The 26,178-nt window shown below is 60.9% G+C and carries 26 protein-coding genes; 16 read left to right on the top strand and 10 right to left on the bottom strand.

What is annotated here, in order from left to right; all coding sequences use genetic code 11:
* The first annotated feature begins 102 nt into the window (after nt 1-102).
* Both ACMFWR_RS20675 and ACMFWR_RS20670 read left to right on the top strand, forming a co-directional pair.
* Nucleotides 103-900 carry a hypothetical protein gene (locus ACMFWR_RS20675; RefSeq protein WP_413196561.1) on the top strand — a complete coding sequence of 266 codons (798 nt, stop codon included), beginning with the start codon at nt 103-105 and terminating at the stop codon, nt 898-900.
* A gap of 257 nt (nt 901-1,157) precedes the next feature.
* Nucleotides 1,158-1,538 carry a hypothetical protein gene (locus ACMFWR_RS20670; protein WP_413196560.1) on the top strand — a complete coding sequence of 127 codons (381 nt, stop codon included), beginning with the start codon at nt 1,158-1,160 and terminating at the stop codon, nt 1,536-1,538.
* Nucleotides 1,539-1,745: 207 nt separating this feature from the next.
* Here the strand turns inward: ACMFWR_RS20670 and ACMFWR_RS20665 are convergent, their stop codons facing one another.
* Both ACMFWR_RS20665 and ACMFWR_RS20660 read right to left on the bottom strand, forming a co-directional pair.
* A complete protein-coding gene (locus tag ACMFWR_RS20665; RefSeq protein WP_413196559.1) occupies nt 1,746-2,282 on the bottom strand; it encodes a cytochrome b in 537 nt (178 codons plus the stop codon).
* Entirely contained in the window at nt 2,279-3,337 is a 1,059-nt protein-coding gene (locus ACMFWR_RS20660) for a catalase family peroxidase (RefSeq protein ID WP_413196558.1), read from the bottom strand. Before ACMFWR_RS20660 ends, ACMFWR_RS20665 begins: the two co-directional genes overlap by 4 nt.
* Before the next feature lie 635 nt (nt 3,338-3,972).
* Between ACMFWR_RS20660 and ACMFWR_RS20655 the strand changes: the two genes are divergently transcribed.
* The 4 genes from ACMFWR_RS20655 (at nt 3,973) to ACMFWR_RS20640 (ending at nt 8,466) form a co-directional block, all read left to right on the top strand.
* Complete coding sequence (locus ACMFWR_RS20655) at nt 3,973-5,214, top strand: HD-GYP domain-containing protein (protein WP_413196557.1); 1,242 nt, start codon at nt 3,973-3,975, stop codon at nt 5,212-5,214.
* 334 nt (nt 5,215-5,548) lie between these two features.
* On the top strand, nt 5,549-5,677 hold the full coding sequence (locus ACMFWR_RS20650) for a hypothetical protein (protein ID WP_413196556.1): 129 nt from the start codon (nt 5,549-5,551) through the stop codon (nt 5,675-5,677).
* A 187-nt stretch (nt 5,678-5,864) separates the two neighbouring features.
* Complete coding sequence (locus tag ACMFWR_RS20645; RefSeq protein WP_413191649.1) at nt 5,865-7,277, top strand: ISNCY family transposase; 1,413 nt, start codon at nt 5,865-5,867, stop codon at nt 7,275-7,277.
* A gap of 535 nt (nt 7,278-7,812) precedes the next feature.
* Nucleotides 7,813-8,466, top strand: a complete 654-nt coding sequence (locus ACMFWR_RS20640; RefSeq protein WP_413196555.1) for a cysteine hydrolase — start codon at nt 7,813-7,815, stop codon at nt 8,464-8,466.
* Between the two features lie 146 nt (nt 8,467-8,612).
* Here the strand turns inward: ACMFWR_RS20640 and ACMFWR_RS20635 are convergent, their stop codons facing one another.
* A complete protein-coding gene (locus ACMFWR_RS20635) occupies nt 8,613-9,506 on the bottom strand; it encodes a LysR family transcriptional regulator (protein ID WP_413196554.1) in 894 nt (297 codons plus the stop codon).
* A gap of 132 nt (nt 9,507-9,638) precedes the next feature.
* Between ACMFWR_RS20635 and ACMFWR_RS20630 the strand changes: the two genes are divergently transcribed.
* The 3 genes from ACMFWR_RS20630 to ACMFWR_RS20620 all read left to right on the top strand — a co-directional run bounded on the left by ACMFWR_RS20630 (nt 9,639) and on the right by ACMFWR_RS20620 (nt 11,085).
* Nucleotides 9,639-10,130 (top strand): GNAT family N-acetyltransferase, encoded by a 492-nt coding sequence (locus ACMFWR_RS20630; protein WP_413196553.1) that lies wholly within the window; start codon nt 9,639-9,641, stop codon nt 10,128-10,130.
* A gap of 81 nt (nt 10,131-10,211) precedes the next feature.
* On the top strand, nt 10,212-10,886 hold the full coding sequence (locus ACMFWR_RS20625) for a response regulator transcription factor (protein ID WP_413196552.1): 675 nt from the start codon (nt 10,212-10,214) through the stop codon (nt 10,884-10,886).
* Between the two features lie 64 nt (nt 10,887-10,950).
* Complete coding sequence (locus ACMFWR_RS20620; protein ID WP_413196551.1) at nt 10,951-11,085, top strand: hypothetical protein; 135 nt, start codon at nt 10,951-10,953, stop codon at nt 11,083-11,085.
* 165 nt (nt 11,086-11,250) lie between these two features.
* Here ACMFWR_RS20620 and ACMFWR_RS20615 read toward each other — a convergent pair whose 3' ends face one another.
* Nucleotides 11,251-12,303, bottom strand: coding sequence for a diguanylate cyclase domain-containing protein (locus ACMFWR_RS20615; protein WP_413196550.1), 1,053 nt, complete (start codon nt 12,301-12,303; stop codon nt 11,251-11,253).
* 380 nt (nt 12,304-12,683) lie between these two features.
* Here ACMFWR_RS20615 and ACMFWR_RS20610 point away from each other — a divergent pair, with 380 nt between their 5' ends.
* From ACMFWR_RS20610 to ACMFWR_RS20580, 7 genes are all read left to right on the top strand, one after another.
* A complete protein-coding gene (locus tag ACMFWR_RS20610; protein WP_413196549.1) occupies nt 12,684-13,580 on the top strand; it encodes an NAD(P)-dependent oxidoreductase in 897 nt (298 codons plus the stop codon).
* Between the two features lie 253 nt (nt 13,581-13,833).
* Nucleotides 13,834-14,511, top strand: coding sequence for a hypothetical protein (locus ACMFWR_RS20605; protein ID WP_413196548.1), 678 nt, complete (start codon nt 13,834-13,836; stop codon nt 14,509-14,511).
* 75 nt (nt 14,512-14,586) lie between these two features.
* Nucleotides 14,587-15,693: a PAS domain-containing sensor histidine kinase gene (locus tag ACMFWR_RS20600; protein WP_413196547.1), complete on the top strand. Its 1,107-nt coding sequence runs from the start codon at nt 14,587-14,589 to the stop codon at nt 15,691-15,693.
* 146 nt (nt 15,694-15,839) lie between these two features.
* On the top strand, nt 15,840-17,471 hold the full coding sequence (locus ACMFWR_RS20595; protein ID WP_413196546.1) for an oleate hydratase: 1,632 nt from the start codon (nt 15,840-15,842) through the stop codon (nt 17,469-17,471).
* 186 nt (nt 17,472-17,657) lie between these two features.
* Nucleotides 17,658-18,497 (top strand): universal stress protein, encoded by an 840-nt coding sequence (locus ACMFWR_RS20590; protein WP_413196545.1) that lies wholly within the window; start codon nt 17,658-17,660, stop codon nt 18,495-18,497.
* Nucleotides 18,498-18,605: 108 nt separating this feature from the next.
* A complete protein-coding gene (locus ACMFWR_RS20585) occupies nt 18,606-19,253 on the top strand; it encodes a response regulator (protein WP_413196544.1) in 648 nt (215 codons plus the stop codon).
* Nucleotides 19,254-19,266: 13 nt separating this feature from the next.
* Nucleotides 19,267-19,392, top strand: a complete 126-nt coding sequence (locus ACMFWR_RS20580; protein ID WP_413196543.1) for a hypothetical protein — start codon at nt 19,267-19,269, stop codon at nt 19,390-19,392.
* Between the two features lie 14 nt (nt 19,393-19,406).
* Here ACMFWR_RS20580 and ACMFWR_RS20575 read toward each other — a convergent pair whose 3' ends face one another.
* From ACMFWR_RS20575 to ACMFWR_RS20550, 6 genes are all read right to left on the bottom strand, one after another.
* Nucleotides 19,407-20,441, bottom strand: a complete 1,035-nt coding sequence (locus tag ACMFWR_RS20575; protein WP_413196542.1) for a universal stress protein — start codon at nt 20,439-20,441, stop codon at nt 19,407-19,409.
* Nucleotides 20,442-20,617: 176 nt separating this feature from the next.
* Nucleotides 20,618-21,241: a DAK2 domain-containing protein gene (locus ACMFWR_RS20570; protein ID WP_413196541.1), complete on the bottom strand. Its 624-nt coding sequence runs from the start codon at nt 21,239-21,241 to the stop codon at nt 20,618-20,620.
* Between the two features lie 13 nt (nt 21,242-21,254).
* Complete coding sequence (locus ACMFWR_RS20565) at nt 21,255-22,262, bottom strand: dihydroxyacetone kinase subunit DhaK (RefSeq protein WP_413196540.1); 1,008 nt, start codon at nt 22,260-22,262, stop codon at nt 21,255-21,257.
* Between the two features lie 45 nt (nt 22,263-22,307).
* Nucleotides 22,308-23,309, bottom strand: coding sequence for an ABC transporter permease (locus ACMFWR_RS20560; RefSeq protein WP_413196539.1), 1,002 nt, complete (start codon nt 23,307-23,309; stop codon nt 22,308-22,310).
* Nucleotides 23,306-24,856 (bottom strand): sugar ABC transporter ATP-binding protein, encoded by a 1,551-nt coding sequence (locus ACMFWR_RS20555; RefSeq protein WP_413196538.1) that lies wholly within the window; start codon nt 24,854-24,856, stop codon nt 23,306-23,308. Before ACMFWR_RS20555 ends, ACMFWR_RS20560 begins: the two co-directional genes overlap by 4 nt.
* Nucleotides 24,857-24,929: 73 nt before the next feature.
* The gene (locus tag ACMFWR_RS20550) at nt 24,930-26,042 is read right to left on the bottom strand and encodes a sugar ABC transporter substrate-binding protein (RefSeq protein ID WP_413196537.1); all 1,113 of its coding nucleotides are present in this window, start codon (nt 26,040-26,042) and stop codon (nt 24,930-24,932) included.
* Between the last annotated feature and the right edge of the window lie 136 nt (nt 26,043-26,178).

The raw sequence follows: 26,178 nt of genomic DNA, 5'->3' as shown, positions 1-26,178 counted from the left end.
GACACGAAGACACAACGAAACTCTCCGGCGACGCCCCGCTGCTCAGTCAGCGGGCTGTCGCAGAGCACAACGCTCCCCACTTCGCCTGACACACACACACTCGTGCATCCGCTCGACGAGTACTACATCGACACCTACGCGCTTAGCGAGCCATCGAGCCGTGCAACAGACGCGCCCACGATCTGGTGCCCGATGTGCGCGAACAAGCTCGTCATCGCGTATCGCAGAGTCGGACGCCGTCGTTATTTCAAGCACGCAGATAGCGGCGCCGATTCACTGTGCCCGCTCACGACGCCGAGTTATCAACCCGAGCACAACTGGATCGGGCACGCGTTCGATTCAGTGGCGGGCCCAAAGCAGCGTGCGCGGTTCCTGCGTTTCTGGCAGCGGCATTTTCAGGTGATGCGGCACGAGGCGCCGGGGATGTCGCTGCGACGGCTTACGGAATTGATCGCACACGCAGACGTCGTTAATTTGTGGTCTTACCCGGGGCTCGACGAACACGACTTACCGTATGCCTTGCTCGTGTTGGCGGGGTTTATCGTGTATCCGGATCCGAAGGTGTCAGGGATGCGCGTGCGATTCTGGTTCGGCGACGCGATACGTGATGTGGGCGCAGTCTGGACCGGACACGCGTCGCAAAGCGAGAATCCGCGTACGCCCCAAACGATCGCGCCACGCCTTTTCCGGGTTGTCTATCGCGCACCGACTCGAACGCCACTGCCTGTGGCGGCCGATATCGTCGAATGGGAAGAGGTAAAACGCATACGACGTGTCGCAGATCACGCGTTGCCGCGCGTGCCACGATCGGACCAACGCGCGTTTGGCCGGTTTCTCGAGGCCGATCGAGAAAAGTGCATGGAACAAGCGCGCCCGGAAGCTGTCAACGTCGAGAAGTAACGTTGAAAGCGATGTTGCGAAGGCTCTGGATACGGGACGTTGTGAACGTTTGCGAATGCGTCTGATACGAGTCGTAGCGACGGGGCTCAAGACGGCGTCTGACGACGGAGGATCGCCTCATGGATTCGCTTGCTGGTTTGCTTGCCGATTCGCGCAAAGTCTTGGGGATTGTTTTGCGCAGTCATTTACGCGCAACAAGAGTCCCATCAACACCCGCGTCAACAATCGCGACGACGCCATTCGTTTCGACGCTCGCTATGGCCATCCTGTTTGGCCTTGCCATTCCCTCGTCGAAGGCGCTCGCAGAAGAAGCTGGCGCAGTAGCATCGTCGTCCGACGCCAAGGCCGGCACAACTCAGTCGGCCGATGCACCAGCCCCCGCCAGCAAGCCCGTGTGCGTCGATGTCGAAGTGTCAGGCAAACGCACACTGTCGTACGGCTGCTTGAGCGACCAACTCGCGTCGCATGCGGCGAAGCCCAACGCGGCATCACAAAGTGCCGCGGAAGCGTTAGCCACCCAGCCGTCGAACAAGGTCGGCACGTTCAACCTGTCCGCAGAGGAAACACGCTTCGGCAACGCGTGGGGAAAATCGACGACGCCTCAACGACCGGCGCCGCCCGTGTTTGTCAGGCCCTGAGGGACAACAGGGGCCCTACATGTTTGCCGGGCCTTGAAGGGAAGACCGGCGCGCGCGTATTTGTGAGGCCTTGAAGCGGCCGGCGGCGCGACACTCGCGTACATCAAGCTTCGCGCCACCACCGTAGCCGACCTATCCGCCAAATTCGCGTCTCACCACATCAGGTTGCGAAAGCGACGGGGGCCTGGGTCCTCCATTCTCGGCCGCTTATCGACGCCCGCCAGCCATCGCTTGAAACACCCCATCGCGCCGGATCAGCGCATGGAAAAGCGCTGCAGCCAGGTGAAGCACGATCAGCGCAAAGAAACACAACGCCAGGAACCGGTGCGCATTCCAAAGTAGCGTGTGAAGGTCATTGCTATGCGGCGCGATCCACGGCAACTGCACGCCGAACACGACGACCGGGTAACGCGCAGCCGACAACATGCCCCAGCCAAGCAACGGCAAAACGATCATCAAGGCGTAGAACGCGAGATGCGACAACCACGCCGCGAGCTTCATCGGGATCGGCATGTCTTCGGGCAGCGGAGGTGCACCCTTCGTGAGTCGAACTACCAGGCGGATCAGCGCAAGCACCAGAATCACGACGCCGAGCGGCTTGTGTATCGACACCAGTGTCAGATACGTGGGCCGGATCGTGGACACCATGCCGACGCCGATAAACAGCATCGACAGAATGCATATCGCCATGACCCAGTGCAGGGCGCGCTGTAGCGGCGTGAACTGCGTATGTGTCGGGCTCATTGCTTGCCTCCTTCTGCCGGCGTGTGCGGATAGTCCTTGTCTTCAGCGGTGCGTCGATTGAACGAAACCGAATAGGCGGCCGAACGTGCGGCCGGGAACGGGTCGTCGGACACGTGCATGCCAGCAGGCAGCACCGTCGGATCGAAATTCAGATCTCGGCAGGGGCCATCAGGCTCCGGCTCGATCTGCTTCACGACCAGCGTACCGACGTCGACCTGGCGGCGATCATCGGGCCACGCCTTGCTCGGGTCGGCAGTCGGGTCGCCCTGGCTGGCGACCGTGACGACCAGCTTCCAGCTTTGCGGGCCCTGGCTCACGCGCTGCGTGATGTCCGTTTCGAGGAAGTCCGGCTTTTCGGCCTTGAGCTGGTCAGGCGCCAGCAGTTGCGGCTGCGCGACCGGGACGATCGACCAGCGAACGACGCGATCTTCGCCTGCCGAGTTCGTAAAGAGAAAGCTATTCAGACTGTTGAATCGATCCTCAGCATACGACGACGTCCACGGTGCGCTTCCCGCCCAGGCGCCGAAATGCGCGAGTTCCGGGTGCGCTCCGACGAAGTCCTTCATCGCATTCGGATCATCCTTGCGTGCCAAGGCTTTCTGAAGGTCGAAGAAAGCCTGGGGCGTCGCAACAGGGAAGAAGGGCGCGTCGATCATGGCCATGCGCCACTCGCCATCCGGTGCCACGATACGCAGGCCAATACCGCGCACGCGTGCCATCGCATCCTCAAGCTTCGGGTTCGGCGTGGCCAGATTGAAGCGACCGGTCACCGGGTACGAGCCCTGCACGAACATCGGCGCTTTCGACAACTGGAGGCCGGCGCCGTTGGAATCGAACTCACCGGTGAAACAGATGCCCTTGGCGTGGTTCCGGCGGAAGCCCAGTGCGGGGCCTCCCGGTGGCGCCAGACTGTCGACAATCTTCGCGGGCGTCAGGCGATCCGGCGTGAACCAGCCGGCCGTGTACGCGAAAGCCGCGACGATAACGGCCACGATCGCCGCAATCAGCACCAGCGATTTCCCGGGTGCCCCCGGGGAGTTGGGCGTTTCAGGCATGGAAAGTCTCCATTGATGATCAGGTTGGGGGCCAATCTATCAGGACATCTTTTTTTGCGCCGACCGACATTGGATAGTCGTTATTCCTCAAGCACTCCCTGTTCGCGACTCAAGAGCGTGAAAATGGTTGTTGCATGCGCAACAAATGACTCGTTTCGAGGCAGAGGGCACGGCAAACCGCTTCGCTTTCGTGTCCGGGTTCTTTACGTCGCAGCGCGGTGTTCGCCTTCTATCGTCGTGTACAGATGTTGCGCGTCGATGTGCCAATGTGCTGACCTGGCAATGCCCCGATGCAGCGATCGCGCAATGCCCCGATCCACCGACGCTCCGATGCGCAGTTGCAACTTGAGTCACGCCACACCGAGCGCGTAAAGGGATGCCTGCCCTTTGCTGTCGCGGCAAGGCGAGTCAAGTGAGGGTAAGTACGCTGTCCCGACGCTTAACCGTAGCTTTCATCCTCGATTTCTGAGTGATATTGTCGGGGCGACTGCATTTTTAAATGCAGGCTGATTTCCGCAATCCAGTTCAGCGGTCGAAAGGCAGACAAAAGCCTACTGACCATACGGGGTATTGACTCGATACGACGCGCCGGTGTTCGCGCCACCGCGCGAGTTTCGTTCAATTTAGTAAACAGTATGTCGAACGATCGTCGCGTTCCGATTACGCAAGTGCAGGTGGGGATGTATATCGAGTCCGTCGAGGACTCTCTCTCGCCACATCTGTTCGGTCAGCAAGGCTTTGCCGTGACCGATATCAGCCAGATCCTGCAGATCAAGGAAGCAGGCATCACGCATGTGATCGTCAGTGATGGTGTCGAGTGGCGTAGCGGAGGGCGCTCGAGCGCCGCCGTTGCCGAGCATCCGGCCGCAGATCCCCACAATAACCTCGAAGACAAAACCGTCAGCGCACCGGTTACGGAAACGCCGCGTTTGCACGCCGCGCAGCACGAAGACATGGCCGCGGAAGTGCGTCGCGCTCGTCGAGTGTGTGCTGAAGCCAAAGAGTTCGTCTTGTCGATGTTCCACGACGTGCGGCTTGGCAAGGCGATCGATCCGGAGACGACGGTTCCCCTGGTTCGTCAGATCGCGGATTCGGTCGATCGAAATCCTTCCGCGCTGATCAGCGTTGCGCGCCTGAAGACGCACGACAGCTACACCTATCTGCATTCGGTTGCCGTGTGCGCACTGATGGTCGGCCTGGCTCGCCAGCTTGGGCTCGATGAAGACATGGTCCAGTTGGCAGGTGCCGGCGGCCTGATGCACGATCTCGGCAAGGCCACCGTGCCGCTCGACATCTTGAACAAGCCCGGCCGGTTGACCGACGCCGAATTCGCGCACATGAAGCGCCATTCCGTCGCCGGTGGCAGCATGCTGAAAGAGGCGGGCGCACCGGTCGAAGTACAGGACATCGCGCTGTACCACCATGAGAAGTTTTCGGGTGGCGGATATCCCGTGGGTCTGGTCGGCAACGACATTCCGCTGCTGGCTCGCATGGGTGCGGTCTGCGATGTCTACGATGCAGTGACTTCGGAGCGCGCCTACAAGCGTCCGTGGAGCCCTGCGGAAGCGATCCGCGAGATGGCCAACTGGCGCGGACATTTCGATGAACGCATCTTTAGTGCGTTCGTGAAATTCGTTGGGATTTATCCTGTTGGGTCGTTGGTACGTCTGAGTTCAAATGAACTCGCGCTGGTAACAGAGCAGGGCAAAGGGCTGCTGACCAAGCCGATCGTGCGCGCGTTCTATTCGATCACCGCCGACCGTACCGTGCCCGACAATCTGATCGACCTCGCCGCTGAGGGCTGCACCCTGCGGATCCTCGGTCCGGAAGATCCACGAAAGTGGGGCTTCCATCATCTGGACACGCTCTGGCAGTAGCGTGCCCTCCGCGTCGTCCGTCTCAGTCTCCCAATTTGCACGAATCGCTCAGCATCTCGGTCAATCGTTCGTCGACGATTGACCGCGGATCGGCGCTGCTCGAATATTGGCGTTTCAAAAACAGCGCAGGAGCTGTCGTTTCGTTGTTCGTCCACATTGCTACTGGAGCATGGAAATGATTACTGCCCGTATGCAACACGTCGCGGTGAGCATCGCTGCAGGAGCGGTCGTGATTGCGTTTTTGCTGTCGTGGCACATTGGCAACTGGTTCTAGCGGTTACCGTGCACAGGCTCACAGCATAGGAGAACTTTATGGAATTCGTTCAGAGTGGAAATGAAGCATGTCAGCGACGTCGAGATCATCGAACAGTCGATGAAAGCGCGTGTGACTGGACTCAAGTGGTCTGTGGTGGCGTCGTTGGGCGCGGTTGTCGCAATGCTTGCTGCGATCCTGTCGAAATGATGAGCGCCAGTGCAAGCCGCTCGGTCAAGCGGCTTTATCGTCGCTAATATTAGTTTACATAAGATCAATTATGCAGTGATTTGCTGTGGGACCCAAGTAGAGATGTCGTATCTGGCCCAAATAGAAATGTCGCACCCGGGCCGCTTCCGGCGCATGCTTGCGGTGTTCAGCGCGCTGGGAGACGATCATGGATCGACGAGGATTGATCACCATGAGCATGAGCGAGTTCGATCGTCTCAAGGTCATTCAGGCGGTCGCCGACGGCCTGCTGATGCCGTGGCGTGCTGCCGAGCGGCTCGGTATCAGCCGACGTCAGATCGAGCGACTGACCAAGCGCTTCCGAGTCGAAGGCGCCATGGGGCTCACGTCTCGGCATCGAGATCGCCCGAGCAATCATCATTTGCCTGATGGACTGGCAGACCAGGCAATCGCGATCATTCGTGAGCGCTACCCGGATTTCGGGCCGACGTTCGCCAACGAGAAGCTGCGCGAATGCCACGGCATCGTGCTGGGTACTGAGACGCTCAGGCACCTGATGACGATCGCCGGCCTCTGGATCCCGCGCAAACACCGGCTGCCCCAGATCCATCAGCCGCGCGCACGCCGCGCGTGCCTGGGCGAGCTGATCCAGATCGATGGCTGCGAGCACGCGTGGTTCGAGGACCGCGCGCCGATGTGCACGCTGCTGGTGTTTGTGGACGACGCGACGAGCCAGCTGATGATGCTGCATTTCACCGCGACCGAATCGACCTTCAGTTATTTCGAGGCGACGCGCGCGTATCTGGAACGCTATGGCAAGCCGGTCGCGTTCTACAGTGACAAGGCCTCGGTGTTTCACGTCAACAAGCCCCCGGCGACGGCCCCGCAACCGGGTGTGACCCAATACGGGCGGGCCTTGTACGAGCTCAACATCGAGACCTGGTGTGCCAACAGCAGCGCGGCCAAGGGCCGCGTCGAGCGTGCGCACCTGACCTTGCAGGATCGTCTGGTCAAGGAGCTGAGGCTGCGTGGCATCAGCACGAAGGAGGCCGCCAATGCGTATGCGCCCTGCTTCATGGTCGACTACAACGCGCGCTTCGCCAAGCCGCCGAGGAGCAGCTTCGATGCGCACCGACCGGTGCGTGAAGACGAGCGGCTTGACCAGATCCTGACCTGGCGCGTGTTGCGCAAGGTCACCAACGTGCTGACGGTGCAGTACGACCGCGTGATCTATTTGCTCGAGGACACGCCGGCGAATCAGGCGCTGATCCATCGGTACGTCGATGTGGTCGAGTATCCGGACGGCACGGTGGAGATCTGGGCCAATGGCGAGTCGTTGCCGTACGTGCCGTATGACCGGCTCGCGCAGATCGATCAGGGCGCGGTGATCGATCACAAGCGCCTGGGTCACGCGTTGCAGCTCGCCGCCGCGATGCAGGCGCAGCGTGACGATCGCCGCACGCAACCGGCGCCGTCGCGCGCGCATCGGGATGAGGCTGTGCGCGAGCACTTGAATCGGCAAGGTCGCAAGACATCTCGAGCGATGACGGACGACGATTTTAAAGCCGCCCTGGAGCACGCAACACCGCACTGGAATCCGCAGAGTGGTCCACTGCACTAAGCCTCCACCACCCTGCTCTTCAACTTCAACTACGACATTTCTATCTAGCTCAAACCCCGACATCTGAACCCGGCCCCAACATTTGCTGTAAGAGCAATATCCTAATGTCGTGTTTGAGCAAGATTGAAATGTCGCACCCGGGGTCGTTTCCAAGCGCGCGAACGCAGCGTTGCTCTGCGCCGCAACCAATGTGTTCGAAGACTCGAAAAGTTCGCATCTGAACCGTGGGCGGCCCGCCCCGATGGCGCGAATCGAGTTATTGCCTCACAAATAGTGAATAGATTAATCTAGAAGATTAATTCACAGAAATTGGATTCGAAAAAGCCCGCCCTTGCCTTTAATAACCCACACCTAAGTATGTATGAATTATCGGTGATTCACGGTTTTTTATCTTGCTCATTGAGCCGGTCTGCATCGCATTCTCGTGGCGTCTATGATTTGTACGTCAACCCAAGGCTGGACAGCGTTTCGGCCGCATCACGTCATCGGACCGGGTTGTGCGCGATTCATTAACCTGCACTCAGGAGATCGGGCCATGAGCTTTAAATTTGATAGTACTAATACCGCACTGGTATTTATCGACCCGCAAAATGATGTACTCAGCGAAACTGGCGTCAATTGGGATGCCGTCGGCGAAAGCGTCAAAGAAAATCATACCGTCGAAAATATGGAGCGGCTCTTCAAGGCCGCGAAACAATCGGGCTATCAGGTTTTTATTTCACCCCATTATTTCTTTCCGACCGATATCACGTGGAAGCTCAACGGCCCGCTCGAGCAGATGGAGGCCGACAATCGCAGTTTCGCCCGGGCCGGCGTGCTCGACCTGACGGGCCTGACGCACTCCGGAGCCGATTGGCTCGAGCGCTTCAAGCCTTATATCGAAGACGGAAAGACTATCGTTGTCAGCCCGCACAAGGTATTCGGACCGCAGACCAATGACCTCACGCTCCAGCTACGCAAGCGCGGCATGTCGCGCGTGATTCTCGGCGGCATGCTGGCGAATATGTGTGTCGAGTCGCACCTGCGCGATCTCGTCGAGCAGGGTTTCGAAGTCGCAGTCGCAAGCGATGCCGTAGCCGGACCTCGACATCCGGTCTGGGGTGACGGCTATAAAGCGGCCATGGTCAATTACCAGTTCCTCGCTCACGCGGTGATGTCGACCGAGCAAATCGTTGGTTCAATGCATTGAACCAACGGCGCCCCGTCGCTCTCGTGCGATGGGGCGCCGAACGCGGGTATATCCGTGGGCGCAGCGACGGTGTCGAACACGAGTCGATCAAAAGTCGACTTCGTGCCGATAACGTGCCCCATTCATGGCGTCCACACGTCGGCTCGCTAAGCGCTGGGTAGTGCGTTCAGCGCCGCTTGCAATCGCTCACGCATCCACTTGTGGGTCGGCGAGTCGAGATTGCGTTTATGAAATGCCACTCGCAGCACATAGGGTGCGATCTCGAACGGCACCGGATATACCGAAAGCGGAATCACGCCAGAGAGCCTTGTCGCGACGCGCCGGGGCAACGTGATCAACATATCGGACTCAGCGACGATAAACGGCGCGGCCATCAGGCTCGGTAGCTGAATCGCGACATCGCGGGTCACGCCCACATTCGCAAGCGCCTTATTGACCACGCTATGCTCGCCCCGCCAGGGGATGACCACGACATGTCGCTCAAACAAATACTGTTTCAGCGACAACGCTTTCTTGATTCGGGGATGCCCCTTGCGTGCCGCGACCACGTAGTCGTCCGGGGCGCATTCGAACGACTCAAGCGCAGTTTGCCGCGCCTCGAATTCGTCCGAGAAGCCGAGCGCGAACTGCACGCGCCCCGCGTTGAGGTCATCGATAGACTCGCGTTGAGTCGAATAGTCGACCTGAAACCGAATGTGCGGTGCGCTGTGCTCGAGCTTCGCGACGACATAAGGCAACGCCGCAAAGGCCGTGAAATCCGTCGCCGCGAAAGTGAAGGTCTGGTGGCTTGTCGACGGCTCGAATGGTCCAATCTCACCGAGGCTCGTCGTCAGGCTTTCCAGAGCGGCCCGGACGCCCTCTGCCATCTGCTCGGCCTTTGCGGTCGGCTGCATCTCACTGCCATGACGCACGAACAGCGGATCGCCCATCGCGCTGCGCATGCGAGAGAGCGCATGACTGCACGCGGACGAACTCAGCGACAGTTCATCGGCCGCTGCGGCCACGCTGCGATGACGCATCAATGCATCGAAGACCAGCATCAGATTTAGATCGATGCGCCTAAGTAGCTCATGCATATCGTGCAGGGTCTCGTGAAATAAATGCAGTGCTCACACTTTACATTTGTTCTACTATTTTTTGACTCCCGCAGACTGAATGATTGATTGAATCCGATGTTGTCTCCGAGTTTTCGCCAGGCGACTCTTGTCGATGCTGACCGTTGCTTCGCGATCGAGGCATCTGCCTACGAAGGCGACGAAGCCGCGACGCCGCAAAAGATCGCCACACGCATTGCCCAATATCCTCAAGGATTTCTCGTCATGGAAGTCGGCGACGAAATCGTGGGCTTCATCAATTGTGGATGCGCACACGACGTCGTGATGTCGGATGAAGCCTTCAAGGAACTCGTCGGGCACGATGCCGACGCGCCGAACGTGGTGATCATGTCGGTCGTGATCGATCCGGCACACCAGGGTCAAGGCTACGCGTCGCTGATGATGCGCGAGTTCGTATCGCGCATGAGCCGGTTGCACAAGGAGACGATTCACCTCATGTGCAAGCAGCGTCATGTTCCACTCTATGAACGGTTCGGGTTCAGATACGTGAAGCCATCGCCGTCCGATCACGGCGGCATGTCGTGGCACGAGATGGTCATGATCGTCTGAGCGAAGCATCCGTCATTGCGTGAGCCTGATGGCGCCGCCCGTCTTCTGTTCCCCAAACAGCGTATTTATCACGAGCGATCCATGCACCGCAGTGGAATGACCCTTGGCGATCGGATCAGCGAGACGTCCCAAGACGACGCCGCGACGGTATTTATCGTGGACGATGACGAGTCGATTCGGACGACCCTCGTTTCCCTGCTTCGCGCCGTCGGACTGGACGCCCGCGCGTTTTCGAGCACCGCAGGCTTTGTCGAAGCGGCACGGAACGTCGCAGGTGCACGGTGTCTCGTGCTCGACATCCGGCTCAAGGGCGAAAGCGGCCTGACGTTTCAGCAGACTGCCGATATGCCGAATATGCCGATCGTCTTTATGACCGGATACGCGGACGTTCGCGCATGCGTCAAGGCCATGAAGGCTGGCGCTCACGATTTCCTGATCAAGCCGTTCGGTGATCAGGAGGTCATCGACGCCGTTGCATCCGCGATTCGAACTGATCGTGCGCGCCGCGACAAGGACGCGATCCGGGCCGTCTCGCGGACGGCCTACGAAACGCTCACGGGCCGCGAGCGCGAAGTCCTGCAGATGGTGGTGCGGGGTGCGCTCAACAAGGAAGTGGCATTCAGGATGGGGATCAGCGAAGTGACCGTCAAAATGCACCGCGGCGCGGCGATGCGAAAAATGCAGGCCTCGTCGCTGGCCGACCTGATTCACAAAGCGGCGCTGGTGGGCGTGGTCGAAGACTTCGGCGGGGTCTAGGCATCGGACGCACGGCGCCGGCCTTCATCCGAACAAAGGCGGTACGGCCGAACTCATCTGTTTCATGCTGACAATGTTCGTGGCCGTCTTTCTGCTCGATCGCTACTTTGATGCGCCCGTCCGACGCTTGTTGACGCGCTGCCTGACCAAGGAAGTCCGCTCGACATCGAACCGCGGCAACGTCGAGGTCAGTCGCTAATCGGGTCGCCGGAACGCTTGATTCCGAATCTGGGCCGTCAAGCGTTCGCTACCTCGTGCCGCGATGAAACACCGCCTGGCGCGCCCGAAATCTTGAACAGGTGGTTGTCCCGCTTCGACCCGTTCATCGCGGCGTCGTCCTCCCGAACGACGCCCCATCACCGCTTTACCGCGAGTGACTCTTGAACGCTTCTCCCTGCATCCCCGTCCGGTCCACCGCCGCGATGCGGTTACGGCCGTTGTCTTTCGCCTGATACAGCTGTGCGTCAACGAGATTGACGAAGGCTGTCGAGTCACCGCGGTCCGTCGGGACAATCGTGCCGACACCGAAACTGGCCGTCACGCACTGGTTATGCGGTGAGCGGACATGCGGGATGGCCTCCTGCGCAATCATCGAGCGGCAATCCTCGGCGACTTTCACGGCCGCATCATGACTCGCGTTCGGCAACACGATCACAAACTCCTCGCCGCCAAACCGGCCCAGGAACGCGTCGTCACCCGCGGCCGCGGTGAGTATTCCCGCTACGCGCTTCAGGCACTCGTCGCCCTGAAGATGGCCGTAGTAGTCGTTGTAGGCCTTGAAGAAGTCGATATCGAGGAGGATCAGTGACATCGGCGAACCCGACGCCGCTGCACCGGCCCACGCCAGCTCGAATTCCGCGTCGAACATGCGACGATTACCCGCACCGGTCAGGCTGTCGCGATACGACAAATACTCGAGCTGCTTTTGCAGCTGTGCGAGCTTTTCTTCCGTCTGCTTGCGTTCGCTGATATCGAACATAAACCCGATCAGGCAGTCCACTTCGCCATTCGGTTTGCGCACGACGTGCACGACGTCGCGGATCCAGACGTAGCCGCCATCCTTGGTCAGCGCCCGATAGTCGGCTTCGTGGTCGGTGCCCGCTTGCGATTGCGACACGCAGAAATTCACGACCGCTTCCCGATCCTCGGGATGCATGCGCTCCACCCAATCATTGACCGTTTTCCATGAAGACGGCGCCCAGCCCAGCAAGGTTTCGATTTGCGGGCCGATATAGGCGAATTCCATCGCCGCCCAATCGATTTTCCAGGGAATCGCCTTGGTCGATTCGAGCAGGGTGCGATACACCCGGCTGTCGTCTTCGCCGAATGCGGGTGTCGCGGGTGACAGGGTGTCTTCGTGGCGCAGGAAAGCCGCTTGCAGCGTGGAATCGCTGAAGTCGTTGTCGTTATGGGTCATGACGGCGGAGTGAACGTCAAAAGTAATTGAACGGCGGTGCCCATGAGGCACCCGGATAAAGGAAAACCGCACTGCAGCGCGCACACATAACGATTCGTGACTCGCCAAGCGTGCGATGGTACCTCGTGACCCTGCGTATTTCACGTGTTTTACGTGCGTTTTGCGTAGGTTGCGGAGGCGTCAGGTATTTGTCAGACATTTAGGTTGTAAGGCCCTGCCTTCCGCGTCCGTGCGCGCTTCTGCGTCCGCATCTACAATTTGCGGGCTGCGAAGTCCATCTCGCTACGACGCCATTCACGCACGTCGAAGCCTCACCTTTTCGCGCAAGCGTAGAAACGCCTTTGCCATCCTCGACGTACGCTTTATCCAACGGAGATCACATGCAGGCTGTTACAGAATCAATCGGATTTGTCGGGCTCGGTCTGATGGGCCACGGTATCGCCAAGAATCTGCTCGAGCGCGGCTATCCTCTGACCGTCTATGGCCGCCGTAACCGGCAACCGGTGGACGACCTGGTCGGACGCGGCGCCAAGGAAGTCAAAACTGTCGCCGAACTGGCCCCGAACGCGACGATCGTCTTTCTTTGCCTGACTGACTCTGCAGCCGTGCAATCGGTCGTCGACGAACTCAAGGGCGGTTTGCGCAAAGACACGATCATCGTCGATTGCTCGACGTCCGATCCCACGGTGACGGTGCGACTCGCCGAAGAGCTTGCGAAATCGGGCGTGCAGTACTGCGATGCCCCGCTTGGCGGCACACCCGCCCAAGCAGAGACGGGTGAGCTTTCCGTCATGGCCGGGGCGACGGAAGAAATCTTCGCGCGACTCCACCCGGTGTTTGCGACATGGGCGAAGAAGATCGTTCGCGTCGGCAACGTCGGTGATGGTCATCGGATGAAGCTCATCAACAACTTCCTCTCGCTCGGTTATGGCGCGTTGTATGCGGAAGCGCTCGCGATCACGCGCAAGGCGGGATTGACGGTCGAGCAGTTCGATAGCGTCATTCGCGGCAGTCGCATGGACTGCGGTTTCTATCAGACGTTTATGGGGTACGCCCTCGAAGGGAATCGCGATTCGCACAAGTTCACCTTGTCGAATGCGTACAAAGACACGCGCTACCTCGAATCGATGGCCAATGCCGCTGGCAGCCCGACGTTTCTCGCGAGCGCTGTGAAGAACTACTACGGGATGGCGGTCGCCATGGGTGGTAGTGGTCCGGAAGACTATGTGCCGCATCTGCCGGACTACGCGATGCGGGTGGGCGGCGGTTCTGTCTAAGGCCTGTGCCTTGTAGAACGAGGAGGCGGCCACGGTCGCCTTCAGAAGGCAAATTCAGAGAGCGAAAAAAGGGAAAATTATTTCGACCTGACTGCACCGCACCGAAACGGCTTTCCCCACCGCCTCCGGTCATGTCGATTTGAAGCGATAAGTGCCTGCACCTTGCACGATTGAACATTCGTTTGAACCCCTAAATTCCTGACTGAACCGGACAACCCGCTGGGGGCAGCGCCGGGATAACCAGGAATGTGCAGTGACTTCGGTAAATAGTGCAGGTCGCGTGATCAAGCGGGCGCTCGGGATAGCGGCGGTGTTGTCGATGGGTGTGGCGGGCGCGTCGCACGCTCAGGAAGTGTATGTAACGGGTGGCACGCTAGGGGCCGGTATCGGTGGCGCTCTCAACTTCGGACCGCACTTCGGCGCGCACGCCGACATCGAAGGGCTGGGCTTTTCGCACAACGTCGACGTCGATGGCAATGAGTACGACGGTCACCTGAGCCTTGAGCAAGGTGGTCTGTACCTGGATCTGTTTCCTTTTGAAGCAAGCGCGTTTCGCGTGACGGCCGGCGCGCTGTTCAACGACGACACGCTCACTGCGCATGCGGTGCCGAACGCGGATGGCAACTACAAGATTGGCGGCGACTACGTGCCGGCCATCGGCGGTTCGCCGACCGCGACTGCGAAGCTGCCCCACGTGATGCCCTATCTGGGCATCGGCTACGGCCACAAGAGCGCGACCAAGGGCTTCGGCTTCAGTTTCGATGCAGGCGTCGCCTATGGTCGTCCGAGCGTGTCGTACAGCGTGCCGGATGTCTACAACGCCTTCGTGTCGACTGAAGACATTCTTCAGGAAGAACAGGACATCAGCAACAAGGTCCGCAAGTTCCGCTTCTATCCGGTTGTGCAGGTCGCTGTCACCTATCGTTTCTGATCCGGGTTCGGCCGCCCCTATAATCGGCAGCACCTCGCGTGTCGCGAGCGCTGATCGTTATCAGACGGCCCCCGAATGAACACCACACCCTCGCCTGCCCCTTCCGGTGATGCACCGCCAGCGAATCGCACGCTGGAACTGTTTATCGAAGCCGTCGAAGACTACGCGATCTTCATGCTCGATGCCGACGGCAACGTCGCGAGCTGGAACAACGGCGCGCAGAAGATCAAGGGCTACCGGCCCGATGAAATCATCGGGCGTCATTTCTCCATTTTCTACAGCGACGAGGATCTCGTTGCCCGCAAGCCGCAATTCGAACTCGACAAAGCCCGGCTCGACGGCCGCGTTGAAGACGAAGGCTGGCGCCTGCGCAAGGACGGCTCGCGCTTCTGGGCCAATGTCGTCATCACGGCGGTCAGCGACAAGGCGGGCAAGCTGGTGGGCTTCGCAAAGGTCACGCGCGATATGACCGAGCGCATCCGGATGGCCGAGCTCGAGCGCTCGCGCGCGGTCGCCGCGCAGTCGCATATCGCGCGTGAAGACGAGCAGCGTCGTATCGCCCGCGAACTCCACGACGATCTCGGACAGCAACTCGTCGCGCTCAAGATGGATCTCAGCCTGCTGCAGAAGTCGCTTTCGGCGACGCATGGCGACGGCGTCGAGATCGAACGCATGACGCGCCTCGAAACCCGTATCGACGCGCTCGTCGGCTCAGTTCGACGGATCGCGGCCGACTTGCGCCCGCCCCTGCTTGACGATCTCGGCCTGCCTGCCGCGATCGAATGGATCGCCAACGATGTCGAGCAACGGCACGGCTTTGCCGTTGTCCCCGATATCGAGGTCGGCGATTTTGAATTCCATGGCCCCGCTGCCTCCTCGCTGTTTCGAGTCGTTCAGGAGGCGCTCAACAACGCCGTACGCCATGCTCACGCGACACACGTCGCGGTGCGCCTGTTTGCCGACGACGACGCCCTGCACCTGCATATCGAGGACAACGGCGTTGGCGCTGAACTCGGCGCGGCGCGCAGTCCTTCGTCGTTCGGCCTCCTCGGCATGGGCGAGCGTGTTCATATGCTCGGCGGGACGATTACGTTCCATAGCGAGCCCGGGTCAGGATTTGCTATTCGGGTCTCGATTCCGATCGGTCAGGCGGGAAAGATGCCGGGGTCATCCAGGGCGTAGGCGTCGGGTTTTCCCGCGCACCGCGTCGAATGCGTGAGCGATCGATACGCTCTTTGACAAACCTCAATTTTCTCCGACGGCGTGAAGGCTATCTTCGGCAGGATGACGACGCTTTGTGCGTCGAGAACCGAAAGAATGAGGCCCCAATGGTCGCCGCCCCGAAGCCCGCGCATGCCGCCGCGGGCCATTCGCGCGAACTCGCTCGTCAAAGCGAGTCGCATTTCTATCTGATCGGCGGTGGCATTGCGTCACTGGCCGCCGCTGCTTTTCTCTGCCGCGATGCCCACATACAAGGCAATCGCATCACGATCATCGAAGCGCTCGATACGGTCGGGGGTAGCCTCGATGCAGAAGGCTCGGCGCTGCATGGCTATGTGATGCGCGGTGGCCGGATGTTCGAAAGCCAATACGTGTGCACGTACGATCTGTTTTCGTCGATCCCGACGCTCGAAGGCGATCGCTCCGTCACGCGAGAAATCTTTGACTGGAACGACAAGCACGCGAGTTCCGCGAAGTCGCGTCTGTTGCGCGACGGTCGCCGCATCGAGGCGCCTGAATTCGAATTGTCCGACGATCAGATTGAGCGCCTTGAACAGGTTGCCACGCAGCCGGAAGCATTGTTCGACGGCAAAGCCATCGAAGACTTCTTTGACGATGCCTTCTTCCGCTCGAATTTCTGGCTGATGTGGTCGTCGACGTTCGGGTTCCGCCGCTGGCACAGTGCAATGGAATTCCGCCGCTATCTGCTGCGTTTTGCTCACATGGTCCCCGGCTTCAATCAGTTGCGCGGCACGATGCGCACGACGTACAACCAGTTCGATTCCCTCGTGCGCCCGTTGCACAAGTGGCTGAGGGAACAGGGGGTCACGTTTGCGATCAACACGCGCGTCACAAAGATTGAGTTCGTCGACACGACCGATGGCAAGCGTCCGGCCTCGATCGACTACGTGTGTGGCACCCACGCGGGACACTACGAGGTCTTCGATCACGATCGCGTGATCGTGACGATCGGCTCGATGACCGAAGGCACGACGCAAGGTTCCATGGAGCGCCCGGCCCGTTTTAGCGGCAAGCCTTCAGGTGGAGCGTGGCAACTGTGGGACGCCCTGGCATCCGGGCGCCCCGAGTTCGGCAGGCCGGCCGCTTTCTCCAGACACATCGAACGATCGCAGTGGCTGTCGTTCACGACGACGCTTCACCACTCGGCATTCTTCGATGTGCTGCGCGATGTCACGGGCGACGACCCCGCTCAAGGCGGCATCGTCACGTTCGCGCGCTCGAGCTGGCTGATATCGATGGTGATTCCGCATCAGCCCCACTTCCCTGGGCAGCCCGAAGACGTGAGCGTGTTATGGGGCTACGGGCTGGCCGCAGATGCCGTGGGAGACTTTGTCCGGAAGCCCATGCTCGCCTGCACAGGACGCGAAATCATGACCGAGGTGCTCGGTCATCTCGGCATGCCGGCCACCGGACGGCGCATCGTGCAGGACTCCATCTGCATTCCCTGCTATATGCCCTACGCGACTGCGCAATTCATGCGTCGCCAGAAAGGCGACCGCCCCGAGGTCATCCCGACCGGGTACCGCAATCTCGCGCTGATCGGGCAGTTCTGCGAGTTGCCCGACGATGTGGTTTTCACCGTCGAGTATTCGGTTCGCTCTGCGCAGACGGCGGTGTATCGGTTGCTTGGCATCGACAAGTCGGCACCACCTGTTTTCAGGGACAAACAGGACATTCAGATCCTGCAGGATGTGTTGTCGACCTTGCATGCGCACTGAGTTTGCGCACCTGACGCGACAAATGCATCGCGCTTGATCTGGCTCAATCGCTACGTTGACGTGGGTCAATCCGGGGCGTTTGTGCGGTTCCTACACTTGCGGTTGAACGCCCCGGAATGCGGGGCTGATTCACAGCCTGGACCTCGCCCTTCGCCCCCGACCCTTGATCTTTGTTCCGGAGCCGTCATGAGCTACAAAACCATCGTCGTACACCTCGACACGAGCGCGCGTGCGCAGGCACGCCTGCACCTCGCCATTGAAATCGCCAAACGCCACGGTGCCTTCCTGCAAGGCGTCTTTGCGGTGTTCGCCCCCAACCCACGCTCATTCGTGGTGATGGCCGGTACCGCGGAGTACTACGAGGAGCATGAGACTGTCCGGCACGAGGAACACGGCGCGCTGGAGCGGCTCTTCGAGGCCGAATTGTCTCGTGCGCACGTCGACGGCGAATGGATCGACGAAACCGGCAATGCTGATGATGAATTGCCGAAGTACGCACGCCGCGCCGATTTGCTGATCATCGGCCAGGACGACCCGGCCGATCCCGAATCCTTTGTCGCTGATCATTTCCCCGAAAACATGGTGATGTCGGCGGGGCGCCCTGTGCTCGTCGTGCCTTATGCAGGCTCGTTCGCGCATATCGGGCGTCGCGTGATGGTCGCGTGGGACGGTAGCCGCGAAGCGACACGTGCCGTGCATGACGCGCTGCCGCTACTCAAGCAGTCGGAGCAGACGACGGTGGTGACCATCAGCGCAGCGCATGGCAACGTGCCGGGTGCACGCCCTCCCGGTGCCGATATCGCAGCGACACTCACCCGTCATGGCGTGAAGGTCACGACGCTGGATTTGCCAGCCGCCAAAGACGTGGCAACAGGCGAGATGCTGCTCGCACGTATCGACGACATCGGCGCCGACCTTGTCGTGATGGGCGGATATGGTCACACGCGCTGGCAAGAGCTCATTCTCGGCGGCGTCACACGCACGATGTTGTCGTCGATGACGGTGCCTGTGCTGATGTCGCACTGAGTGTTGGCGAGGCTGCATTCAGACTGGCAGGCGGATAAGAAATGTCGCAAAATGCGCCTGGAACAGGCTTAATTTCGCGCGACAACACGCCGAATCGAAAGAACCCCCATGATCAAGGTTCTCATTGCGGATGACCATGTGCTGGTCCGCGAGGGATTGCGCCACTGCCTGGAGTCCGCCGGCGACATCGAAATCGCCGGCGAGGCAGACGACGCACCCTCGACACTCACGCTGGTTCGCACGACACCGGCTCGCGTGCTCGTGCTGGATTTGTCGATGCCGGGGCGCAGCGGTATCGACCTTGTCCATCAGATTCATACGGAATTCCCGACGCTGCGCATTCTCGTACTCACGATGCACGCCGAGCAGCAATACGCGGTCAGGGCATTCAAAGCTGGTGCGTCCGGTTACGTGACTAAGGAAAGCGCCAGCAAGGAACTCATTGCCGCCGTCAACAAGGTCGCCTCGGGTGGCGTGTATGTCAGTCTGACGATGGCGGAGCGCTTTGCGCAGAGTCTGAACGAACCCGCTGACGCGCTGCCGCACCAGAGATTGTCGGACCGTGAATACGATGTGTTTCGTCGCATCGTGTCGGGCCAGACGATCTCCGAAATCGCGCAGTCCCTGTGTGTCAGTTCGAAGACGGTCAGCACCTACAAGACGCGCGTGCTCGAGAAGATGAACGCACCGCATGAGGCGGCACTCGTGCGCTACGCAATGCGGCATAAGTTGTTCGGCGACGTCGACGAAATCTGATCGTGGCGAACAGGTGACCGGACTCTATCTGTCCTGCGATCCTATCGGGCTCGACGGCATGTTTCAGAAGGATGGCCTGATCGACGCGCGTGGCAAAGCGATTACTTTGCTCGACCGCAACGCACTCGCGCGCCTATAAGCGTCACACTGCGATCAGAGAAACACCGGCGGTGGCAGGATGGCGCTGTTTTCCGCGACGGCGTCGCGGTCCTGGCCTAGCGCATCGCACAACCCGCGCAACGTCGCGCGGTCGTCGAGGGCCGGCACGATCAGCACCGCGCGCCTCGCGGAGCGCAGGGAGCGCTCCGAAACGCTGCCGAGCAGCCAACGCCTGAACGGGCTGTGCCCTCGCGTACCGAGCACCACAAGGTCGGCGTTCCAGCGGTCGGCCTCATGGGCTTTCGTCTCGGCGACAGTGCGCGCGCTCGTCGACGTACCGAGCAACGTGGTCTCCCCCATACGGCCGCACTGAATCAGCATGTCGTAGGCTCGCTTCAATATGCGCATGCCCGACCTCATCAAGCCCGTGATGCGAGGCGTGTTGCGCAGGCCAAGCGCGTGATCGACGACACGGACCACGTGGATGCGCGTGGCAGCCGGCACATGCGACATCACGAAAGACAAGGCCTCGAAGCTGTTGTCGCTGCCGTCGAGACCAATCATCACCTTGTCGAGGCCGGTGTGGCCGTCTTCCAGGCATGCATAGGGCACGTAGAGCACCGGACACGCGGAGGCACTCGCAAGCTCTTCGGGATCGATACGCCACATACCGCGTGCACGCTCTCCGCGGCCAAACGCCGTGATGGCGACGAGCGAAGCGTTGGAACGACAGGCGAGCGAGGCGACGGCCTGCGCCGGCGAGAGGCTGTGTGCCGAAAGATCCACCACCGATGTGTCGACGCTGCGCGGCGTCTCGGCCAGACGTCGCTCTGCGGATGCCAGCGCGGCCTTGCTCGACGACAACACGGCCTCGTGCGCATCGAGCCAGTCCTCGGCTTGCAGGGCGATGGTTGGAAACAGCAATCGCGGGTCGCCCGTGACGGCTGCAAGGTGCAACGCGCTACCTTGAGTCGCAAACTTGAGCGCGTAGCGTGCGAGCGGGTGCAAACCCAAGCCGCCTTCGGCTGCGACAAGGATCGGCTCGCTGAGTAGCGGCTGTGTTGGGGTCGGGTCGGAGGACAGGGTCATGGCTTCGCTCCCGGAAAATCGCCACCGACCCACGCAAGAGGCTCGCGTGGGTTCGAACGACGCATTGGGCTTTCGAAACCATGATGGCCCTACCGGCACCCCCACCCTTTGACGCTTGTCAATGGAGGCTCAGTCAGCCTCCAGTCCACCTCAAGTCAGCCTCCATCGCGACGCCCTTAAGCGATGGAGCGGGCAAGCGCCTCGAGGAATCGCAGGCACGCTGTCGCCCCCGGATCCGCATGCCCGACGCTGCGCTCCTGCACCCATGCAGCGCGACCCTTTTGCGAACGCAGTGCTGCCGTCGCCTGAACCTGCTCGCGTGCCTTGTCGATCATCGCTGCGAGCTGAGCTTTCGCGTCGCCTTGCGCGCTTTCGAGCACGTCGAGACTGGGCACGAGCGCGTCGAGCACCGTCTTGTCACCGACCTGACTTTTGCCTCGCTCGATGATGCGCGCCGCGACAGCGCGGCCGATCTCGAGCGCCTCGTCCTTGCCGACGCTGGTTTTTCCGGCAACCGCCTTCGCAGCGGCGAGCAGGCCTCCGCCGATCAGGGCCGCAAACGTCGACGGGTTGGCGGTCGAAAAAGCCTTGCCTGCAGCAAGCAACAGTTCATTGACCGCCGCTTCGGAAGGCAAAGCTTCGAAGGCCTTGATCACAGCGTTCGATCCCGACTGGACCGTGATCCCCAGGTCGCCATCGCCCAGTGCTGCATCGAGTTCGCGGAGTTCCTCGGCGTGCTCGGGCATCGACGCCAGCGTGCGGCTCAGCAGATCGCGCAATTCGTTGCTCGTCAGACTCATCGCCCCTCCCTGTTCAAAGCAGCCAGTCACGGTAGAACGGTGAGCTCGCGGGCGCTGCGAGCAACGCTTCGAGCTCGTCATCGACCAGCATGACGGTGATCGATGCGCCGGCCATCTCCAGGCTCGTCACATACTCGCCGACATAAGTGCGTGCCACCGTCAGCCCCGCATCGGCGATCAGCGCGTGCGTGCGGCGATAGAGCAAATAGAGCTCTTCGAGCGGGGTCGCGCCAAGCCCGTTGACGAGGACGGCCACGCGCGAGCCTTTAGGCGCTTTCAGATCGCCGAGGATTTCGTTTGCGAGCCGCTCGGCGATCGCATCGGCCGTTTCGAGCTTGCCGCGATGCGTGCCGGGTTCGCCGTGGATGCCGATACCGATTTCCATTTCGCCGTCAGGCAAGGTAAAGGTTGGCTTGCCCGCCGCCGGAAGGATCGTCGGCGAGAGCCCCACGCCCATCGTGCGGCATTGCGCATTGGCCTTGGCCGCAATACGCGCGACCTCGTCGAGCGAATCGCCGCGCTCGGCTGCCGCGCCGGCGCACTTGAAAACGAACGCCATGCCGGCGACGCCGCGACGGTCACTCGCGCGCTCGGACGGTGCCGATGCGACATCGTCCGTCAGGAGCACGGTCTTGACGTCGATCGATTCGGCCTCGGCCAGATCCGCGGCGAGATCGAAATTGAAGACGTCACCGCCGTAGTTGCCATAGACATAAAGCACGCCCGCGCCGCCATCGACGGCCTTGGTCGCTTCGAAAATCTGTTCGGAAGACGGTGACGAAAACACATTGCCGACCGCGACACCGCTGCACAAGCCTTTGCCGACGTAGCCGAGGAAGCCCGGCAAGTGCCCCGACCCGCCGCCCGTCACGATGCCCACGTGGCCCTTCTTTGGCGCATCGGCACGCACGAGCGCGCGCCGATCCGCGGTGGCCGCCTTGATCCAGTCCGGATGCGCGAGGAACAATGCATCGACGACCTCATCGACGAACTGATCGGGCTGGTTAATGATTTTCTTCACACTAAGCTCCTTGTTCGGTCTGCTATGACTGGGACAGGCGCGCGATCACAGCTTGCGGCGCTGACTGAATGCATCGAGCAGGACGGCCGCGAAAATCACGCCACCCTGAATAAACTGTGTCCAGAACGGATTCACACCGAGCAGCGAAAGCCCGACATTGATCACGCCGATCAGGACCACGCCGATAAATGTGCCGATGATCGACCCGCGGCCGCCGGCAAGTGACGTGCCGCCGATCACCACGCCTGCGATCACTTGCAACTCGAGACCGTTCGCCGCCGAAGGCAACGCGGAATTGAGCCGGCCGGCAAGCACGATGCCCGCAATCGCAGCCGTCGCGCCCGCGAGCGTATAGGTCAGGAAAATCACGCGCTGCACGGGGATACCCGCGAGACGCGCCGCTTCCTTGTTGCCCCCCACAGCAAACACCTGGTGGCCGAACGTCGTCTTGCGTAACAGCACGTGCCCGATGACGAACACGCACAGCATTACGAGCATCGGGGCCGGCAAGCCCATGACCGACTTCGCGCCGAACGCCGTGAAGACGTTCGGAAAATCGAACTTGGTGCGTCCATCCGAGATCGCGAGCGTCAGGCCGCGGCCCATGGCCATCACGGCAAGGGTCACGATAAACGGCACCAGCCTTAACCATGCAACAGAAAAACCGTTCAGTGCGCCGACCAGCGCGCCGACACCGATCGCCACGACAAGACCCAGCAGGCCCAGTCCGATGTTGTCCGGCGTCGAGCCCGCCATGAGCGTCGCGGCGACCATGCCCGTCAACGCGACAAGCGAGCCTACCGACAGGTCGATGCCGGACGTGATGATCACGAAGGTGCCGCCCACCGCCGCAATGCCGACCACCGACACCTGCACCATGATGTTGGTCAGGGTGCTCGTCGTCAGGAACTCCGGCGACGCAAACGAGAGCGCAACGCAAATGATCACGAGCGCCGCAAACAGCGGCCCGATGCCGCTGCGAAGTTGCCGTATCACGCGCGTCGACAGCGCGTCCGGATCGGGTTGTTTGGTTGCCATCGAAGTCATACTCCCACTCCTGTCGTCGCCCATTGGATAACGGACTCCGAGTCCGCTTCGTCGCGCGAGAGTTCTGTCACGATGCGCCCGCGATACATCACGAGCACGCGGTCCGACATGCCGAGCAGTTCAGGCAGCTCGGAACTGACCATGATCACGGCAGCGCCCGCGCGCGCCATCGAAATGATGTGTGCGTAGATTTCGCTTTTTGCGCCGACATCGATGCCGCGCGTCGGCTCATCCAGCATGATCACGGCGGGCTGCGTCGACGTGGCGCGCCCGAGAATCACCTTCTGCTGATTGCCACCCGAGAGGTTGCCCGTGATCTGCGCGACGGATGGCGCACGCACGGCAAACCGCTTGCTCGCATCCTGGGCCAGCTTGCGTTTGCGCGCGTTGCTCACGAAGCCTCCTGTGGCCAGGGCCTTGAGGCTCGACAACGCAACGTTTTCTTCGATGCTGGCTTCGAGCACGAGGCCTTCGAGCTTGCGATCTTCGGCCGTGTAGACGATGCCGTGACGCACGCCGTCTGTCGGCGAATGAATCGATACCGGCTGGCCACGTACGAGAATCTGTCCCGCACTCAATTTGAGCGCACCGAAAATGGTCTTCAGCAACTCGGTACGCCCCGCGCCGGCAATGCCGGCAATGCCGATGATTTCGCCGGCGCGTACGCTGAAGCTCGCCTGGCGAACCATCGGCGGACTCGCAATGTCACGGACTTCAAGCATGACGTCCCCATAGAGACGCGCTTCCCACGGATACATCGACTCGAGCGTGCGTGCGACCATGGCCTGCACGAGGTCCTGCTCGGTCCACGCACTCATCGGGCGCTCGGCGACCGTGGCGCCGTCTCGCATCACGACGGCCGAGTCGGCCAGCTCGAAGACCTCTTCGAGATGGTGAGAGATAAAAATAATGCCCATTCCCGCGGCTTTGAGGCGGCGCACCACGGCATAGAGATTCGCGATGTCGTCATGCTGAAGCGCGGCCGTCGGCTCATCCATGACGAGAATCTGCGCGTTGCGCGCGATCGCCTTCGCCACTTCGACAAGTTGACGTTTGTTCAGCGGCAAGTCGCCCAGTCTCATCGACGGTGACACTTCGTCGAGGCCGACCTGCCTGAGCGCATCGCGCGCCATCGCGTCGGCACGCCGGCGATCGACAAAACCCGATCGAGCCGGCATGCGGCCGAGAAACAGGTTCTCGGCGACCGTCATGTCATTGACGAGCGACAACTCCTGATAGATGACTGCGACGCCCGCGTCGATGGCGGCGTGCGTGCCGCGTGCGAGGCGATGGCCGCGGATATCGATAGTGCCTTCGTCGGGCTCGTAGGCGCCTGAGAGGGTCTTGATCAATGACGATTTTCCAGCGCCGTTTTCGCCGACGATCGCCATCACCTGGCCCGCATGCAGCGTCAGGCTCACGCCGCGCAGTGCCTTGACGCCCGGAAAACTCTTGACGATGCCCTGCATATTCAACAACGGCACACCGGATCCCGCTGAGGGTGATGCACGATCCGAGGGTGCGGATACTGCCGATTCGACATTCATGACCGATCTTCCGCGTTGAACGACCCGGGGTCGCGCACCGCACTCAGCGGTGCGCGACCTTCCTGCAACCTGCTTACTGACTGACCTGCAAGGACCACAGGCCGTACTTCTTGACCTCGTCTGAATCGATGTTCGACTTGTCGATCAGCATGGTCGGCCATGCATAGTTCGCCGGAACGTCCTTCTTTGCGGCGTAGTCGGCGATAAAGCTCAGCGACTTGGCGGCCATCTCGATCGGGTTCTGCGAGATCGTCGCGTCTTGCTTGCCTGAGCGAATGGCCGACAAGGCCTGCGCAGTGCCGTCCGCGCCGATGACCATGATGTGGTCCTTGTCACCCAGCGGCTTGTAACGACCCGCGTTGTCGATCGCCTTTTCCGCGCCGACCGTGTTGTCATCGTTCGCACCGAACACGGCGTCGATCTGCGGGAATTTCTGCAGGATATTGGTCATCGCGTTAAGCGATTTCTCCTGGTCGAACGCGCCCTCCTGCCGTGCGACGACCTTGATATCCGGATACTTCGCCATCTCGTCGCTGAAGCCCTTTTCACGGTCTGTCGCAGCCGTCGTGCCTACGAGACCGATCAGATCGACCACATTGCCTTTAGGCGAGCCATAGCGGGCCTTGAGCTGGTCGGCAATCCATTTCGCGCCGGTCGCGCCAAGCGCGACGTTGTCGGACGCCACAAATGAAGTGATCTTGCCGCCGTCCGAACCGCGATCGAGCGTGTAGACCGGAATGCCCATCTGATTGGCTTTCTCGACAGCCGGGATGATCGCTTTCGAATCGATCGGGTTGAGCACAAGCGCCGTGATGCCCTGGCTCAGCAGGTTGGTCGCATCGTTGACCTGCTGCTGCGCGTCGCCATTGGCATTCGTCTGGACCAGATCGAAACCCTGATCCTTGGCGCCCTTTTCAACGCCAAGCTTGAGCCCGACAAAGAACGCGTTGTTCAGCGTCGCGATCGAGAAGCCGATCTTTTGCTTGCCTCCCGCTGCGGCGGCTGCCGGCGCGCTTGCCGGCGCAGCGGCAGCGCTGGCGGCCGCGTCGCTGGCCGCCGAACCCGACGACGACGGCGACTCACTCTTTGAACAGCCTGCCAGTGCTGCGGCCGCGCAAAGCAAGACGGCGCCGACCGAGCGGCTTAAAGGATGATGCGTAGGAAGGCTGAATACTTGCGATGCCATAACTGTCTCCATTGTTCAAGTTATCGTGCACACCGGACGCTGTGTGATCCGGCAAGACAACGCTACAACCCCAATGCTCCAATCGACGCCGCCGCGGAGGTCGGACCTCCGTGCCGCCAGACGCTCGCTGCGCGCG

This window comes from Pararobbsia alpina, from assembly GCF_965118125.1.
GTDB lineage: Bacteria > Pseudomonadota > Gammaproteobacteria > Burkholderiales > Burkholderiaceae > Pararobbsia > Pararobbsia alpina_A.
This window is presented reverse-complemented; position numbering and strand designations above follow the sequence as displayed.

Bases quoted from the DNA above. Each gene is read 5' to 3' on its own strand.
- ACMFWR_RS20670 (WP_413196560.1), top strand. From the start codon at position 1,158: ATGGCCATCCTGTTTGGCCTTGCCATTCCCTCGTCGAAGGCGCTCGCA.
- ACMFWR_RS20610 (WP_413196549.1), top strand. From the start codon at position 12,684: ATGCAGGCTGTTACAGAATCAATCGGATTTGTCGGGCTCGGTCTGATG.
- ACMFWR_RS20550 (WP_413196537.1), bottom strand. From the start codon at position 26,042: ATGGCATCGCAAGTATTCAGCCTTCCTACGCATCATCCTTTAAGCCGC.
- ACMFWR_RS20620 (WP_413196551.1), top strand. From the start codon at position 10,951: ATGCTGACAATGTTCGTGGCCGTCTTTCTGCTCGATCGCTACTTTGAT.
- ACMFWR_RS20575 (WP_413196542.1), bottom strand. From the start codon at position 20,441: ATGACCCTGTCCTCCGACCCGACCCCAACACAGCCGCTACTCAGCGAG.
- ACMFWR_RS20615 (WP_413196550.1), bottom strand. From the start codon at position 12,303: ATGACCCATAACGACAACGACTTCAGCGATTCCACGCTGCAAGCGGCT.
- ACMFWR_RS20645 (WP_413191649.1), top strand. From the start codon at position 5,865: ATGGATCGACGAGGATTGATCACCATGAGCATGAGCGAGTTCGATCGT.
- ACMFWR_RS20660 (WP_413196558.1), bottom strand. From the start codon at position 3,337: ATGCCTGAAACGCCCAACTCCCCGGGGGCACCCGGGAAATCGCTGGTG.
- ACMFWR_RS20570 (WP_413196541.1), bottom strand. From the start codon at position 21,241: ATGAGTCTGACGAGCAACGAATTGCGCGATCTGCTGAGCCGCACGCTG.
- ACMFWR_RS20650 (WP_413196556.1), top strand. From the start codon at position 5,549: ATGAAGCATGTCAGCGACGTCGAGATCATCGAACAGTCGATGAAAGCG.
- ACMFWR_RS20560 (WP_413196539.1), bottom strand. From the start codon at position 23,309: ATGACTTCGATGGCAACCAAACAACCCGATCCGGACGCGCTGTCGACG.
- ACMFWR_RS20630 (WP_413196553.1), top strand. From the start codon at position 9,639: ATGTTGTCTCCGAGTTTTCGCCAGGCGACTCTTGTCGATGCTGACCGT.
- ACMFWR_RS20600 (WP_413196547.1), top strand. From the start codon at position 14,587: ATGAACACCACACCCTCGCCTGCCCCTTCCGGTGATGCACCGCCAGCG.
- ACMFWR_RS20640 (WP_413196555.1), top strand. From the start codon at position 7,813: ATGAGCTTTAAATTTGATAGTACTAATACCGCACTGGTATTTATCGAC.
- ACMFWR_RS20635 (WP_413196554.1), bottom strand. From the start codon at position 9,506: ATGCTGGTCTTCGATGCATTGATGCGTCATCGCAGCGTGGCCGCAGCG.
- ACMFWR_RS20595 (WP_413196546.1), top strand. From the start codon at position 15,840: ATGGTCGCCGCCCCGAAGCCCGCGCATGCCGCCGCGGGCCATTCGCGC.
- ACMFWR_RS20625 (WP_413196552.1), top strand. From the start codon at position 10,212: ATGCACCGCAGTGGAATGACCCTTGGCGATCGGATCAGCGAGACGTCC.
- ACMFWR_RS20590 (WP_413196545.1), top strand. From the start codon at position 17,658: ATGAGCTACAAAACCATCGTCGTACACCTCGACACGAGCGCGCGTGCG.
- ACMFWR_RS20555 (WP_413196538.1), bottom strand. From the start codon at position 24,856: ATGAATGTCGAATCGGCAGTATCCGCACCCTCGGATCGTGCATCACCC.
- ACMFWR_RS20585 (WP_413196544.1), top strand. From the start codon at position 18,606: ATGATCAAGGTTCTCATTGCGGATGACCATGTGCTGGTCCGCGAGGGA.
- ACMFWR_RS20665 (WP_413196559.1), bottom strand. From the start codon at position 2,282: ATGAGCCCGACACATACGCAGTTCACGCCGCTACAGCGCGCCCTGCAC.
- ACMFWR_RS20655 (WP_413196557.1), top strand. From the start codon at position 3,973: ATGTCGAACGATCGTCGCGTTCCGATTACGCAAGTGCAGGTGGGGATG.